Below are 15,706 nucleotides of genomic sequence, written 5' to 3'. Positions count from 1 at the left end.
CGGTTGTTCACAGGTTACGTATTCGACGCCAATCACTGTGGGAGCGGGCTTGCCCGCGATGAGGTCAGTACAGTCACCGCCAAATCTCGCCCATCGCAACCTCCCCTACGCTTAGGTAGGATGCTCTTCTCTGCTTGCGAGGATTTCGCGTCATGTTCATCGGCATCCTGCTGGTCATTACCTGGCTGATCCTGCTCCTGCGCTATCCAGCCAAAGCCCTGCCCGTGTCCATGGCCGCCGCCGTGGGGCTGGGCATTGTTGCCACCTGGGTCATCTGGATGGACCACCGCGAACTCAAGCAGCTGCAACGTCTGGAGTTGCGCATTAGCTACGCGCCGCAGCATTGCCCTGCCGATCGGCCGCTCCAATTGACCATGAACAACGGCAACGACGTCCCCTTGACCGAACTGCGCTGGCGCGTCGCCGCCTATGCACCGGGCGACACGGTCAACCTGGCAGACAATCAATACACCGCCCCGCGTTATCGCGGCCCCGGCGAATTGCAGGCCGGCGGCAACTGGGAAGACTGTTTGCCGCTGCCCCCCCTTCGCCCCGGCTACCGCCCGGAAACCCTGGAGTTTCGCGCCGAGCGATTGCAGGGTAGCTTCTCCGACTAATGCTTACCCACTGAGCTTTCCCACTGATTGCACAAGGACCGCGCCATGCCCGTTGCGTTGATTACCGGTTGTTCCAGCGGCATCGGCCGCGCCCTCGCCGATGCGTTCAAGGCGGCCGGCTATGAGGTCTGGGCCAGTGCGCGCAAGGCCGAAGATGTCGCCCAGCTCAGCGCTGCGGGTTTTGTCGCCGTGCAACTGGACGTCAACGACGGCGTTGCGCTTGAGCAGTTGAGCGCGCGGATCAACCAGGAACGCGGCGGCCTCGACGTGCTGATCAACAACGCCGGTTATGGTGCCATGGGCCCCCTGCTCGATGGTGGCGTACCGGCCATGCAGCGCCAGTTCGAAACCAATGTGTTCGCCATCGTTGGTGTCACGCGCGCAATGTTTCCCGTGCTACGCCGGACCAAAGGGCTGGTGGTGAACATCGGCAGTGTGTCCGGTGTTTTGGTCACGCCGTTCGCCGGTGCCTACTGCGCATCCAAGGCCGCCGTGCATGCCTTGAGCGATGCCCTGCGCATGGAGCTTGCGCCGTTCGGTGTGCGGGTGATGGAAGTCCAGCCGGGGGCCATCGCCTCCAGTTTCGCCAAGAATGCCGGCCACGAAGCCGAGCAACTGATCAGCGAACAATCGCCGTGGTTCCCGTTGCGCGAAGGCATTCGCGCCAGGGCCAAAGCCTCTCAGGACAACCCGACCCCAGCCAACGAGCTTGCCGCCGGATTGCTCAAGGCTGTGCAGCAAGGCAAGCCGCCGCGCCTGATTCGCCTGGGTAATGGCAGCCGGGCGTTGCCGTTGTTGGCGGGGTTGTTGCCCAAGGGCTTGCTCGAATCAGGACTGATGAAGCGGTTCGGGTTGCGTGGGCAACTCTGAGACCGAATCGCCCGCATCGCTGGCAAGCCAGCTCCCACAGGATGAGCGCTATTTCAGAGTTTGCGCACGACCTTGTGGGAGCGGGCTTGCCCGCGATGGCGTCAGAACAGACATTGCAACTCTTTAGGTGAATTACTGACATGACCGACTACACCGAATACTTCGACGAAGTGATCCAGGCCCACGTCGCCATCGAACAATGGCTGGCCGAAGAGCGCGACGCCGCCGAACTCGAACAACTGCTGACGCGTTTCTCCCCGCACTTTTCCATGGTCTCGCCGCTGGGGCGAGTGCTGGATTTTGCTGCGCTGAACGAATTGTTCACGCTGGCGGGCGGCAAGAAGCTCGGCTTCCGCATCGAACTCAGCGATCTGCAAGGCATTGCCTTGCACGAAGGCGGTGCAACCGTCAGTTATCGCGAGCAGCAAACCGATGCCACCGGCCTGCACTCCGATCGCCGCTCGACCGCGGTGTTCGAGAAACAGGCGAACGGCAAGGTGCTGTGGCGACATTTGCACGAGACATTTAGCCAAGTCTGACCTTGTCGCTGTCTGTGGCGAGGGAGCTTGCTCCCGCTGGGCTGCGCAGCGGCCCCAAAAGCCACTGCTACGCACTTCAGCGGGAGCAAGCTCCCTCGCCACAAGATCGTTCCTGTCTCGGCGTTAGTCACCCGCCGCTGGATTCACCACCACCGTACACGTAATCCCCGCCGCCAACAGTACCCCCTCCGGCACCTCATCGATGTGAACCCGCACCGGCACCCGCTGCGCCAGGCGCACCCAGTTGAAGGTCGGGTTCACATCGGCGATCAGTTCACGACTTTCCGGGTTATCGCGGTCGTAGATGCCGCGCGAGATGCTTTCCACGTGGCCCTTGAGCACTTCACCGCTCATCAGTTGCATGTCGGCTTTGTCACCCACGCGCACATGAGGCAGTTTGGTTTCTTCGAAGAAGCCGTAGACCCAGAACGAATTCATGTCGATCACGGCCATCTTCGCTTCGCCGATGCGTGCGTAGTCACCGCGATGCACGTTGAGGTTGGTCACGTAACCGTCCACCGCTGCCCGGACTTCGGTGCGTTTGAGGTTGAGTTCGGCGGCCTCCAGTTGCGCTTGGGCATGTTGGTAATCGGCGAGGGCCGAGTCGGCGAGATTGCTGGCGTCGTCGCGGTTCTCACGGGAGATCACCAGGTTGTCCATGTCGGCGCGACGATGGGCGTTGACCTTGCGCATCTCCCAGGTGGCTTTGCGGGACGCCACCAGCGATTGCGCCTGTTTGACCGCCAGCCGATAGTGTTCCGGGTCGATTTGCATCAACAGGTCGCCTTTCTTCACCAACTGATTGTCGCGCACCGGCACGTTCACCACCTCGCCGGTGACGTCGGCGGCGACGTTGATGATGTCGGCGCGCACCCGGCCGTCGCGGGTCCATGGGGTTTCCATGTAATGCACCCACAGGGTCCGGCCGATCCATATCGCAAGGGCCAGCACCAACAAGGTCGCGAGCAGGCTGAACAGCTTTTTCATCAGGGCAATCTCAGTGGTAGACCGTCAGCGCCAAGGCGCCGAACAGACAGGTAAACAAACTCAGGCGCAGCAATGCCGGATGCCAGAAGAAGCGGTACAGGTCGAATCCGGAGAGGAAGCGGTCCAGCGCCCAGGCCACCACCGCTGCAATCAAAAACATCAGGGTCATGGTCGGCATGTACACGCCGTGGAAGGCGATTTCACGAGGCATGTTCAAGTCCTTCAGGCTTGGCAATCGAGTGGGCAACGAGTGGCGATTGCGGGTCGAGCAGTGACGTGCGGATGAAGTGCAGGTAGCTCTTCACCCGGCGCAACGCCGAGGTGTCGAAGTGCGGGGCAAAGGGTTCGTCGGTAGCCTGCACACGGCTGATCGCGTGGTCGACGGCGATCAGTGCACGTTCAAGGTTGCTGTGACTTGGTTGCAGAAACAGTCGCACCAGTGAGCGCCCCATCACGCGGATCGCCTGCCGCCACGGCTGGGATTCGGCGTACGCCGGATGCACCGGCAGAATCGCCTGTTCCTTGCGCAACTCGATGATCGCGTGACCGACTTCCAGCACCACGAACATCCAGCGCAGCAGACTGCGCTGCACCTGCGGCTGCCCCGCCGCGAAACCGTAGGCCTGGTGCACGAGGTCGCGGGTGCGGCTTTCGAAACTCGAGGCCAGCCCTTTGAGTTTTCCGCTGATGGCGTACACCACCTGGCCACGCAGATCCTGCTCCAGTCGGCGCCACAGCCAGCGACTGTTGGGCGGCAGGATGATCGCCCCCGCCGCTGCACACACCAGCATGCCGAGTACCATGGCGATGTAGTCGTTGATGAAGGTGTAGGGGTTGTAGACGGTGAGGTTGTCCGGCACCGAGCCGGTGCTGAAAAAAATCAGCAAGCCCAGACCGACCCCGGCATATTGCGGTCGCGATGCCAGGAACGAACCGAGCACGATGACCGGCGCGAGCATCACGCACAACAATGGAAAGCCGTCGATCCACGGGAAGATGAAGAACATCTCGACGAAGCCGATCAGCGCCCCCAACAGCGTGCCGCAGGCCATCTGAAACGCCATGCGCTTGGGGTTCGGCGTGGCAGCGGACAGGCCCACGGTAGCGGCGGCGATCAGGGTCATGGTCGCCCCGCTCGGCCACGCCGTGGCCACCCAATAACTGCCCAACACCACCAGGATAAACGCAGCGCGAATGCCCGATGCCGCCGACACCAGCCAGTTGGTCTGCGGCGTAAACGGCTCGTCCCAGCGCTCCCGTTCATGACTGTGATCGGCCAGGGACGCGTGGGTCTGCGCATAACTGTGCAAGTCATCGACGAAGCGATAGAGCAGTTCGTATGCGGTATGGAAGTCCAGCAGTTCGTCGTCGCTCGGTTCGCTCTCCTGAAAAGTCGCCCGCAGGCTGCGCACCCGCGCCGGCAACCCCGCCTTGTAAGCGTTCAGCGCGGTGACCAGGCGTGCCGCGTCGGCGCTGGTCAGCGCGCGGCCACTGAAGCCGTCGAGTAATTCGGCGAGGTCTTGCAAGCCTGGTTTGATGGCCGCCACGGCGTGATCCGTATCGTGGCTGCGCAGGCGCTCGAGCAATTGGTGCAGGGCGTTGAAACGCGTGGTGATGCCCATGAATTCACTGTTCAGGCGGCTGAGTCGGCCATTGCGCCGACGCATGTGCGGGTCTTCGAACACGGTGACGCTGCGCAGTCCTTCCAGGCCGACAGCCTCGGCGATGAAACGCACGTTGCCAGCCTCGAACGCCTCGCGTTGACTGCGGCCACGCAAGCCATCGGTGACGAACAGGGCGAACACACCGAAGCGCTGATACAAGGCGTTGCGCATGGCGGCGCTGGCGGTTTGCGGCAGGATCGCCGCACTGATCAGGGTCGAGCAGAGAATCCCCAGGGAAATTTCCAGCACCCGCCAGACCGCCGCCATGAACGCACCCTCCGGGTGCGCCAATGCAGGCAGTCCGACCATCGCCGCGGTGTACCCGGCCAGCACAAAACCATAGGCGCGAAAGTTGCGGCAGCGCGCCGCACCGGCGGTGCAGATGCCGACCCAGATCGCCAGCGAGCCGAGAAACAGTTCGGTGTTCTGCGCAAACAAGGCAATCAGCGCCACCATCACCGCCGACCCGGCCAGGGTGCCGAGAAAACGATAAAAACTCTTGGCGAACACCTGGCCGCTTTGCGGCTGCATGACGATGAACACGGTGATCATCGCCGTGCGCGGTTGTGGCAACTCAAGGCGCATGGCCAGCCACAGCGTGAGAAACGCCGCGATCAGCACCTTGAAGATGTACACCCAGGTCACGCCATCGCTGCGTGCCCAATCAAAGAAACCCCGACGCCATTCCAGGGAATACAGCCAACGCAAAGGTGCGGGCAAGGGAGTCATTGAATCCTGCTCACTGCGGAAAATCTGGAAACAACCGAATCCCTGTGGCGAGCGAACTTACTCGCGCTGGGTTGCGAAGCGGCCCCAGAACTCTGATAGCCCAAAGACCTTGTGAGTGCTTCGCACTCAAGCGGGAGCCAGCTCCCTCGCCACAAAGGTGGCCTTGCCTGACGAATCACCTCAGCAATACCGGAGTTTTCGGGGCTTTGGTTTGTTCGGTGCCCGGCACATCGTTACCGGCCCCAAGCCCACCGCCCAACGCCGTCACCAGCCCGGCATGGGCACTCAGTCGCGCGGCCTGCACCTGCTGCTGCACTTGCTGCTGTTTGAACAACAAGGTCTGCGCGTTGAGCACGTTGAGGTAATCGGTGAGCCCGCGTTGATAGGCGATCATCGCGATGTCGTAGGTCTTCTGCGCGGTGGCGACCGACTCGGCGGCGAAAGCCTGCTGCTTGTCCATCGACTCGCGGCGGATCAACTGATCAGAGATGTTTTTCAGCGCATTGACCAGGGTCTGGTTGTAGTGCGCCACAGCGATGTCATACCCCGCCGAAGCTTCACCCAGCTGCGCGCGCAAACGCCCGCCATCGAAGATCGGCAAGGAAATCGCCGGGCCGACGTTGTAGTTGAGTTTCTTGCCGGTCAAAAACTCCAAAGCCCCACCGCCGGTGGCCATGTAGCCGAGGCTGCCGACCAGATCGACGTTGGGATAAAAACCGGCGTGGGCGACATCGATGCCCCGCGCCTGCGCCGCTACCTGCCAGCGACTGGCGACCACATCCGGACGTTGACCGAGCAACTGCGCCGGCAACGTCGAGGGCAGCTTAAGGGCCGCGCCCAATGACAGTGTTGGTCGCTGCAGCTGCGTGCCCTCGCCCGGGCCTTTACCGGCGAGCGCCGCCAGTTGATTGCGACTCAGGGCAATCTCTTCGTCCAGCGCATCGATCTGTCGGTGGGTTTCCGGCAACGGGGTTTCGGCCTGGCTGACTTCGAAATGGGTGCCGATGCCACCGTTCAAACGCTTTTGCGCCAGCTCAAGAATTTGCTGTTGCTGCTTCAAGGTCGCTTCGGCGATGTCCCGATTCGCGTAGTGCAACGACAGCTCGATGTAGACGCGCACGATGTTGTTCTGCAATTCGAGCTGGGCCTGGCGCGCTTCGGCAACCGTCATGTGGGCCATGTCCACGGCGCGCTCGGCGGCGTTGCTTTCGCGGCCCCAGAGGTCGAGGGCATAACTGAAACCCAGCGCCGCGTTGTTGTCCCAGGTGGTGCTGTTGGCCAGATCACCGGGGCCGTAGAACGGATCGGTGGGCCAGTTGTGGCGTTTGAGGCTCGACTCGCCGTTGATCTGCAGCGACTCGGCGGCTTCGGCGACACCGGCCATCGATTTGGCCTGACGCACCCGCGCGGCGGCCATGGCCAGGGTCGGGCTGCCTTGCACGGCGAGGTCGATCCAGTGGTTCAGTTGCGGATCGCCATAAGCCTGCCACCATTGTGCGGTGGGCCAATGCGCATCCTGTGCGGCGCTGTGGATAGCTTCGTCGGTGACCAGTGAATTGGCCTCCAGCGCCTTGCCCTGCGGGGCAATACCTCCAGTTCCGATGCAGCCGCTGATTGCCAGGGTTAAAGCCAAAACACTGAGCGGCTGAAGCGCTCTGCTGATGCGACGCGGCACTGCTGCGATTTCCTGAAAAGAGGGGAAAAACGAGATCTCGTAGGAGCCGGCTTGCTGGCGATGCAGGCATCTCGGTAACTCTGGGTGACCGCAGCGACGCTATCGCCAGCAAGCCGGCTCCTACAGTCCGCGCAATTCTATGGGGGGGCTTTGATGGCGATAAGCTGGGAATCCTGTGAATCTTTGTTACCGTTAACGAGATAATCCGTTTGTAGGGGTCTCAGCCCCTGAAACTTCGTGTCACAATTTGCCATCGAACCCGAGTGCACCCCATGGACACATTGCAAAACATGCGCGCCTTCAGTTGCGTGGCCGAGGCCGGCAGCTTCACCGCCGCTGCGGTACAACTGGACACCACCACGGCCAACGTCTCGCGCGCGGTCTCCAACCTGGAAGCCCACCTGCAAACCCGTCTGCTCAACCGAACGACCCGCCGCATCGCCCTGACTGAAGCCGGCAAGCGTTACTTGCTGCGTTGCGAGCAGATTCTGGCCTACGTCGAAGAAGCGGAAGCCGAAGCCAGCGACGCCCACGCGCGCCCGGCCGGGCAGTTGAAAGTCCACACGATGACCGGCATCGGCCAGCACTTCGTGATCGACGCCATCGCCCGCTATCGCAAGACCCACCCGGACGTCACCTTCGACCTGACCATGGCCAACCGCGTGCCGGACCTGCTCGACGAGGGCTACGACGTCTCCATCGTGCTCGCCAGCGAACTGCCGGACTCAGGCTTCGTCTCCCAGCGCCTGGGTATCACCTACAGCATCGTTTGCGCCTCGCCGGCCTACGTCAAAGCCAACGGCTGCGCCCAGAAACCCAGCGACCTGCTCAACCACGCCTGCCTGCGCCTGGTGAGCCCGGTCATTCCCTTGGAGAAATGGGCCTTCGACGGCCCGGATGGCCAGGAGATGGTCACCATCAACAGCTCGCCGTTCCTGGTGAACTCCGCCGACGCCATGAAAACCGCGATCACCAGCGGCATGGGCGTTGGCGTCCTGCCGCTGTACGCCGCCATCGACGGCTTGCGCGACGGCACGCTGGTGCGTGTGATGCCCACCTACCGGTCCCAGGAACTGAACCTGTACGCCATCTACCCGTCGCGGCAATATCTCGATGCGAAGATCAAGACCTGGGTGGAGTATTTGCGCGGGTCGCTGCCGGAGTTGTTGGCGGCGCATCAGGCGGAGTTGGCGGCGTATGAATTGAGCGGGAGTCTGGGTGGGGTTCGTGTGGCGAATTGACGCTCTCCTCTAGGAACGAGCCTGCTCGCGATGCGTTTTCACATTCAATATCCCGACAACAGACAGACAGCTTTCGCGAGCAAGCTCGCCCGCAGCGATTGGGGGCATCTGCCAGGAAACGGGTCAGCTGAAAGGCCGCCATCGCTGGCAAGCCAGCTCCCACAGGGGGTTGAGGTGCGCTCAGACTCTTCACCACCCCACAGGCCGGGGGTTGGGGTGCGCTCAGGCTCTTCACTACTCCACAGGCCGGGGGTTGAGGTGCGCTCAGGCTCTTCACCACTCCACAGGCCGGGGGTTGGGGTGCGCTCAGGCTCTTCACCACTCCACAGGCCGGGGGTTGGGGTGCGCTCAGGCTCTTCACCACCCCACAGGCCGGGGGTTGGGGTGCGCTTAGGCTCTTCACCACTCCACAGGCCGGGGGTTGAGGTGCGCTCAGGCTCTTCACCACTCCACAGGCCGGGGGTTGGGGTGCGCTCAGGCTCTTCACCACTCCACAGGCCGGGGGTTGGGGTGCGCTCAGGCTCTTCACCACTCCACAGGCCGGGGGTTGGGGTGCGCTCAGGCTCTTCACCACTCCACAGGCCGGGGGTTGAGGTGCGCTCAGGCTCTTCACCACTCCACAGGCCGAGCGTTAGCTCGCCTGCCGCTCTTGATCTTGATCTTGATCCACCCGCCCCCTCGGCAGGCTGAGTGGAGGTTCTGCGCAGTGGGCAACCCGGCATGGATGCCGGGTTAGCCGCCCCCGGCCATGGATGGCCGATGGCGGCGGGCCCACGGAGCAGGACCGGAGCGAGGGCATGCCGAGCCCAGGCGAGGCACCGAACGAAAGGGGCAAGAGCCCTTTGGTTACTTTGGGGCTTTTCCAAAGTGACCCGCTGTAAGAGCGGAACCCAAAGCAGCCGTTACCGCAGCAATGGATATGTACTCGATCCCCCTACAGCCTGGTCGGCCCAGAGGCCGCCAAGGCGAGCCAAACTGACAGCGCCGTCAGTTAGCCGTCAGCGTCCCGACTACCAAACAGGTTTATAAAGGAACATACCCACCTGTAACCCAGCCCCGGCGCCCCACTCGCATGCGAATCCAGCAAAAGCCCGCCCTGCTCGTCGCCCTCCTGATCATCCTGGCAGCGCTGGGCGTGTGGTACGCCACCAAACCCGCCAAAGCAAAACCGGCCACCCCCACCGCCATCCCCGTGCGGGTGGTCAGCGTGACCGAAAAAGACGTTCCGCGCTTCGTCAGCGGCATCGGCTCGGTGCTCTCACTGCACAGCGTCGTGGTCCGCCCGCAAATCGACGGCATCCTCACCCAAATCATGGTCAAGGAAGGCCAACGGGTGAAAAAAGGCGACCTGCTGGCCACCATCGACGATCGCTCGATCCGCGCCAGCCTCGACCAGGCCCGGGCGCAACTGGGCGAAAGCCAGGCGCAGCTGCAAGTGGCGCTGGTCAACCTCAAACGCTACAAACTGCTGAGCGTCGACGACGGCGTCTCCAAGCAGACCTACGACCAGCAACAAGCACTGGTTAATCAGCTCAAAGCCACCGCCCAGGGCAACCAGGCCTCCATCGATGCCGCTCAGGTGCAACTGTCCTACACACAGATTCGTTCTCCGGTGACCGGTCGCGTCGGTATTCGCACAGTGGATGAAGGCAACTTCCTGCGCATGACCGACGCTCAGGGCTTGTTCACCGTGACCCAGATCGACCCGATCGCCGTAGAGTTCTCCCTGCCGCAACAAATGCTGCCGACCCTGCAAGGACTGATCAACGACCCGCAGCACGCCCGGGTGAAGGCCTACATCGGTGCCGACACCGACGGCGAAACCGGCAACCTGTTGGGCGAAGGCCATCTGACGCTGATCGACAACCAAATCAACGCCAACACCGGCACCATTCGCGCCAAGGCCGAATTCAACAACCCGGGACAGAAACTCTGGCCGGGCCTGCTGGTGACGGTAAAAATTCAGACCGCACTGGATAAAGATGCGCTGGTCGTGCCGCCCAACGTCGTACAACGGGGCCTCGATCAGCATTTTGTCTATCGCCTCAATGGCGACAAGGTCGAAACCGTCCCGGTGCAAATGGTCTATCAGGATAGCGGCCAGAACATCATCAAAGGCGTACAGCCTGGGGATAAACTGGTCAGCGACGGTCAGTCCCGCCTCAAGCCCGGCTCGACGGTACAGGTGCTGACCGAACCGCCGCAGGTGGTGCAATCGGAGCCAACACCATGAAGGGCCACGGCTCGATCTCCGCCTGGTGCATCGACCATCCGGTGGCGACCATTCTGCTGACCTTTGCCCTGGTGCTGCTGGGCGCGATAGCCTTCCCGCGCCTGCCCATCGCCCCGCTGCCGGAGGCGGAATTCCCGACCATCCAGGTGGCCGCGCAACTGCCCGGCGCCAGCCCGGAAACCATGGCCTCGTCGGTGGCCACCCCTCTGGAAGTGCAATTCAGCGCCATTCCCGGCGTGACCCAGATGACTTCGAGCAGCGCCCTCGGCTCGACCAACCTGACCCTGCAATTCACCCTCGACAAGAGCATCGACACCGCCGCCCAGGAAGTGCAGGCCGCGATTAACACCGCCGCCGGCAAGCTGCCCAAGGACATGCCCAACCTGCCGACCTGGCGCAAGGTCAACCCGGCCGACAGCCCGGTGTTGATCCTCAGCGTCAACTCGTCGCTGATGCCCGGCCCGGAGCTCAGCGACCTGACGGAAACCCTGTTGTCCCGTCAGCTCAGTCAGGTCGACGGTGTAGGACAGGTCTCCATTACCGGTCAGCAACGTCCGGCGATTCGCGTTCAGGTGTCCGCCGATAAACTGGCGGCCATCGGCCTGACCCTGGCCGACATCCGTCTGGCCATCCAGCAAACCAGCCTCAACCTGGCCAAAGGTGCGCTTTACGGCGAGTCGAGCATCTCAACGCTGTCGACCAATGATCAACTGTTCCATCCCGACGAATACAGCCAGCTGATCGTTTCCTACAAGGATGGCGCACCGGTTCACCTCAAAGATGTCGCCAAAGTCGTCAACGGTTCGGAAAATGATTACGTTCAGGCCTGGGCCGGATCGCAGCCGGGCGTAAACCTGGTGATCTTCCGCCAGCCCGGCGCCAACATCGTCGAGACCGTGGATCGCATTCAGGCGGCACTGCCGGCGCTGGAAGCGATGTTGCCGGCCTCGGTGCAGGTCAAGGTGCTGATCGACCGCACCCAGACCATCCGCGCGTCGCTGCATGAGGTGGAAATCACCTTGCTGATCGCCGTGCTGCTGGTGGTGGCCGTGATGGCGCTGTTCCTGCGTCAGTTGTCGGCCACGCTGATTGTGTCGGCGGTGCTCGGTGTGTCGCTGATCGCCAGTTTTGCCCTGATGTATATCATGGGCTTCAGCCTGAACAACCTGACGCTGGTGGCGATCGTGGTGGCCGTGGGGTTTGTGGTCGACGATGCGATTGTGGTGGTGGAGAACATTCACCGCCATCTGGAGGCCGGCGACGGCATGCGCGAGGCGGCGATCAAGGGTGCCGGGGAAATCGGCTTCACCGTGGTCTCGATCAGTTTCTCGCTGGTGGCGGCGTTCATTCCGCTGCTGTTCATGGGTGGCGTGGTCGGGCGGCTGTTCAAGGAATTTGCCTTGACCGCCACCTCGACCATCATGATTTCGGTGGTGGTGTCCCTGACATTGGCGCCAACCCTGGCCGCGCTGTTCATGCGTGCGCCGGCGCATCATGCCCACGACAAACCGGGCTTTGGCGAGCGCTTGTTGGCGTGGTACGAAAAAGGCCTGCGCCGCGCCCTCGCCCATCAGAAAACCATGATCGGCGTGTTCGCGCTGTCGCTGGGGCTGGCCGTTGCCGGCTACATCTTCATTCCCAAGGGCTTCTTTCCGATTCAAGACACCGGTTTTGTCCTGGGTACCACTGAAGCCGCTGCCGATATTTCCTACGGCGACATGGTGAAAAAACACCTGGCGATGGCCGAAATTGTCGCCGCCGATCCAGCGGTCGAAACGTTCTCGCATTCGGTCGGGGTGTCGGGCAGCAACCAGACCATCGCCAACGGACGGTTCTGGATCACCCTGAAAAAACGCGGTGACCGTGACGTCTCGGCCAGCGAGTTCATTGACCGGATTCGCCCGCAACTGATGAAAGTGCCGGGCATCGTCCTGTACCTGCGTGCCGGGCAAGACATCAACCTCAGTTCCGGTCCGAGCCGCGCCCAATACCAATATGTGCTCAAGAGCAACGATGGCCCGACCCTGAGCACCTGGACCCAGCGCCTCACGGAAAAACTGCGCGCCAACCCGGCCTTCCGCGACATTTCCAACGACCTGCAACTGGGCGGCAGCATCACCCACATCAGCATCGACCGCAGCGCCGCGGCCCGTTTTGGCCTGACCGCCAGCGATGTCGACGAAGCGCTGTACGACGCGTTTGGCCAGCGGCAGATCAACGAATTCCAGACCCAGGTCAATCAGTACAACGTGATTCTGGAACTCGACACCCGGCAACGCGGCAAAGCCGAAAGCCTCAACTATTTCTACCTGCGCTCGCCGCTGAGCGGGGAAATGGTGCCGCTGTCGGCCCTGGCCAGATTCGATGCGCCGACCATCGGCCCGCTGTCCATCGCCCACGACGGCATGTTCCCGGCCGCCAACCTGTCGTTCAACCTGGCCCCTGGCGTGGCGTTGGGCGATGCGGTGATCATGCTCAATCAAGCCAAGGTCGACATCGGCATGCCGGCGGCCATCAGCGGTAATTTCCAGGGGGCGGCGCAGGCCTTCCAGAGTTCGCTGGCCAACCAGCCATGGCTGATTCTCGCGGCACTGCTGGCGGTGTACATCATTCTCGGCGTGCTCTACGAGAGCTTCGTGCATCCGCTGACGATCATCTCGACATTGCCCTCGGCCGGCCTCGGCGCGGTGATCATGTTGTGGATCTGCGGCCAGGATTTTTCGATCATGGCGCTGATCGGGCTGGTGTTGTTGATCGGCATCGTGAAGAAGAACGGCATCCTGATGATCGACTTCGCACTCGAAGCCCAGCGCAACGGTGGCCTGTCGCCGGAAGAGGCGATCTTCAAGGCTTGTATCACCCGTTTCCGGCCGATCATCATGACCACCCTCGCCGCGCTGCTCGGCGCCCTGCCGCTGATGCTCGGCTACGGCACCGGAGCCGAACTGCGCCAGCCGTTGGGGATCGCCGTAGTCGGCGGCTTGCTGGTGAGCCAGGCGCTGACGCTGTTCACCACGCCGGTCATATACTTATGGCTGGAGCGGTTATTTCACCGGCACACTCTCTCACCAGCGCCTCCGCCCGTACCGGCGGTGGCGACCACAGACTGAGGCGGGTCATGCGCGTTCTGATTATCGAAGACGAAGAAAAAACCGCGGACTATCTGCACCGCGGCCTGACGGAACAGGGTTACACCGTGGACCTGGCTCGCGATGGCGTGGAAGGTCTGCACATGGCGCTGGAAAGCGACTACGCGGTGATCGTCCTCGACGTGATGCTGCCGGGCCTCGACGGCTTTGGCGTCCTGCGTGCCTTGCGTGCGCGCAAGCAAACCCCGGTGATCATGCTCACTGCCCGCGAGCGGGTGGAAGACCGTATCAGAGGCCTGCGCGACGGGGCCGACGATTACCTCGGCAAACCATTTTCCTTCCTTGAACTGGTGGCGCGCCTGCAAGCGCTGACCCGCCGCAGTGGCGGCCATGAACCGGTGCAAGTGAGCATCGCCGACCTGTGGATAGATCTGATCAGCCGCAAGGCCTCACGCGCCGGCACGCGACTGGACCTGACCGCCAAGGAGTTCTCGCTGCTCAGCGTCCTGGCCCGGCGCCAAGGTGAAATCCTCTCGAAAACCGCCATCGCCGAAATGGTCTGGGACATCAATTTCGACAGCGACGCCAACGTCGTCGAAGTCGCGATCAAACGCCTGCGGGCCAAGCTCGACGGGCCTTTTGAAGAGAAACTGCTGCACACGATTCGTGGCATGGGTTATGTGCTGGAGAGCCGTGGTGTCCAGTAATTCCATTGCGCTGCGCCTGAGCGGGATGTTCACGCTGGTGGCGCTGTTGGTGTTTTTGTTGATCGGTTGGGCGCTCTACCAACAGGTCGACAAAGGCCTGGGATTGTTGCCCGAAGCCGAACTGGATGCGCGCTACAGCGTGCTTGAATCCACCGTCGGCCGCTACGGCACGCCCGAGCATTGGGTGAAGATCAACAACAAGCTCAAGCTGCTGGGCGAAGAAGACAAGCGCATCAGCTTCTGGATCGTCAGCGGCGATCCGCGCTACGAATACGGCAATCCAACGCCGCAGATCCGCGCTTTCGCCGAAGGATCGCTGGGCATGCGCGACATGCAACTGCCGGATCAGCCCTACCCGCTGAAAGTGCTGGTCAGCGAATTCCCGGCCAAGGATCAGCGCCCGCCACTGCGCTTCATGATCGCCATCGACACCGAGACGTTTCACCAGACCCAGCATCAACTGCTGATTGCCTTGATCGCCCTGGCGATCGTTGGCGTGCTGATGGCCTCGGCGCTGGGGTACTGGGTGGCGCGCATTGGCCTCAAACCGTTGATCAAACTGTCTCACGAGGCCCAGCGGCTGGCCCCGCCCCTGCGTTCCGGGCGCTTGCGCCTGTCGCCGTTACCGCCGGAGCTGGATCAGTTCGTCAACGCCTTCAACTCCACCCTGGAGCGGGTCGAACAGGCTTACTCGCGCCTGGAGTCGTTCAACGCCGATGTCGCCCATGAATTGCGCTCACCGCTGACCAATCTGATCGGCCAGACCCAGGTGGCACTGACTCGTGGACGCTCGGCGGAGCATTATTTCGAAGTGCTGCAATCGAACCTCGAAGAGCTTGAGCGGCTGCGCTCGATCATCAATGACATGCTGTTTCTCGCCAGTGCGGATCAGGGCAGCAAGGCGACCAAACTGACCTCGACTTCGCTGGCCGATGAAGTGGCGACCACCCTGGAGTACCTGGATTTCATCCTCGAGGACGCCCGGGTCGAAGTGCAGGTCAGCGGGGATGCCCGGGTGCGCATCGAGATCGCGCATTTGCGTCGGGCCTTGATCAACCTGTTGAGCAACGCGGTGCAGCACACCGAGCCCGGGCAAGTGATTGAAGTACGCATCGAAGCCGAGGAGCATCAGGTCAGCATCGGTGTGGCCAATCCCGGTTCGCCGATTGCCAGCGAACATCTGCCGCGCCTGTTCGAACGCTTCTACCGCGTTGACGCCTCGCGCAGCAACAGCGGCAACAACCATGGGTTGGGGCTGGCGATCGTCAAGGCGATTGCGTTGATGCATGGGGGGGATGTGTTTGTGCGCAGTGACCACGGGATGAACACGTTCGGCATTCACCTTCCTGTCTGAG

The 15,706-nt window shown here is 62.3% G+C and carries 12 protein-coding genes; 8 read left to right on the top strand and 4 right to left on the bottom strand.

Translation table 11 applies throughout. From position 1 onward, the window contains the following. Positions 1 to 152: 152 nt before the first annotated feature. The 3 genes from KHO07_RS05180 (at position 153) to KHO07_RS05170 (ending at position 2,026) form a co-directional block, all read left to right on the top strand. Complete coding sequence (locus KHO07_RS05180; protein WP_150733840.1) at positions 153 to 617, top strand: multidrug transporter; 465 nt, start codon at positions 153 to 155, stop codon at positions 615 to 617. Between the two features lie 45 nt (positions 618 to 662). Next, positions 663 to 1,487 carry an SDR family oxidoreductase gene (locus KHO07_RS05175; protein WP_212626619.1) on the top strand — a complete coding sequence of 275 codons (825 nt, stop codon included), beginning with the start codon at positions 663 to 665 and terminating at the stop codon, positions 1,485 to 1,487. Positions 1,488 to 1,627: 140 nt separating this feature from the next. Next, the gene (locus tag KHO07_RS05170) at positions 1,628 to 2,026 is read left to right on the top strand and encodes a DUF4440 domain-containing protein (RefSeq protein WP_212626618.1); all 399 of its coding nucleotides are present in this window, start codon (positions 1,628 to 1,630) and stop codon (positions 2,024 to 2,026) included. Positions 2,027 to 2,149: 123 nt separating this feature from the next. Here KHO07_RS05170 and KHO07_RS05165 read toward each other — a convergent pair whose 3' ends face one another. The 4 genes from KHO07_RS05165 to KHO07_RS05150 all read right to left on the bottom strand — a co-directional run bounded on the left by KHO07_RS05165 (position 2,150) and on the right by KHO07_RS05150 (position 7,081). Continuing rightward, on the bottom strand, positions 2,150 to 3,013 hold the full coding sequence (locus tag KHO07_RS05165) for an HlyD family secretion protein (RefSeq protein WP_212626617.1): 864 nt from the start codon (positions 3,011 to 3,013) through the stop codon (positions 2,150 to 2,152). A gap of 10 nt (positions 3,014 to 3,023) precedes the next feature. Then, on the bottom strand, positions 3,024 to 3,224 hold the full coding sequence (locus KHO07_RS05160; protein WP_056853182.1) for a DUF1656 domain-containing protein: 201 nt from the start codon (positions 3,222 to 3,224) through the stop codon (positions 3,024 to 3,026). Further along, positions 3,214 to 5,406: an FUSC family protein gene (locus KHO07_RS05155; RefSeq protein ID WP_212626616.1), complete on the bottom strand. Its 2,193-nt coding sequence runs from the start codon at positions 5,404 to 5,406 to the stop codon at positions 3,214 to 3,216. The genes KHO07_RS05160 and KHO07_RS05155 overlap by 11 nt, the downstream gene beginning before the upstream one ends. 175 nt (positions 5,407 to 5,581) lie before the next feature. Beyond that, entirely contained in the window at positions 5,582 to 7,081 is a 1,500-nt protein-coding gene (locus KHO07_RS05150) for an efflux transporter outer membrane subunit (protein ID WP_212626615.1), read from the bottom strand. 272 nt (positions 7,082 to 7,353) lie between these two features. Here KHO07_RS05150 and KHO07_RS05145 point away from each other — a divergent pair, with 272 nt between their 5' ends. The 5 genes from KHO07_RS05145 (at position 7,354) to KHO07_RS05125 (ending at position 15,705) form a co-directional block, all read left to right on the top strand. Then, the gene (locus KHO07_RS05145) at positions 7,354 to 8,322 is read left to right on the top strand and encodes a LysR family transcriptional regulator (RefSeq protein ID WP_212626614.1); all 969 of its coding nucleotides are present in this window, start codon (positions 7,354 to 7,356) and stop codon (positions 8,320 to 8,322) included. Positions 8,323 to 9,394: 1,072 nt separating this feature from the next. Further along, positions 9,395 to 10,555 (top strand): efflux RND transporter periplasmic adaptor subunit, encoded by a 1,161-nt coding sequence (locus KHO07_RS05140; protein WP_150733847.1) that lies wholly within the window; start codon positions 9,395 to 9,397, stop codon positions 10,553 to 10,555. Further along, positions 10,552 to 13,665 carry a multidrug efflux RND transporter permease subunit gene (locus KHO07_RS05135; RefSeq protein WP_212626613.1) on the top strand — a complete coding sequence of 1,038 codons (3,114 nt, stop codon included), beginning with the start codon at positions 10,552 to 10,554 and terminating at the stop codon, positions 13,663 to 13,665. The genes KHO07_RS05140 and KHO07_RS05135 overlap by 4 nt, the downstream gene beginning before the upstream one ends. 8 nt (positions 13,666 to 13,673) lie before the next feature. Continuing rightward, on the top strand, positions 13,674 to 14,351 hold the full coding sequence (locus KHO07_RS05130; protein ID WP_150733849.1) for a heavy metal response regulator transcription factor: 678 nt from the start codon (positions 13,674 to 13,676) through the stop codon (positions 14,349 to 14,351). Beyond that, the gene (locus KHO07_RS05125; protein ID WP_212626612.1) at positions 14,341 to 15,705 is read left to right on the top strand and encodes a heavy metal sensor histidine kinase; all 1,365 of its coding nucleotides are present in this window, start codon (positions 14,341 to 14,343) and stop codon (positions 15,703 to 15,705) included. Before KHO07_RS05130 ends, KHO07_RS05125 begins: the two co-directional genes overlap by 11 nt. Position 15,706 lies beyond the last annotated feature (1 nt).

This window comes from Pseudomonas sp. PP3 (assembly GCF_905336995.1).
In the GTDB taxonomy this organism is placed as follows: domain Bacteria; phylum Pseudomonadota; class Gammaproteobacteria; order Pseudomonadales; family Pseudomonadaceae; genus Aquipseudomonas; species Aquipseudomonas reinekei.
This window is presented reverse-complemented; position numbering and strand designations above follow the sequence as displayed.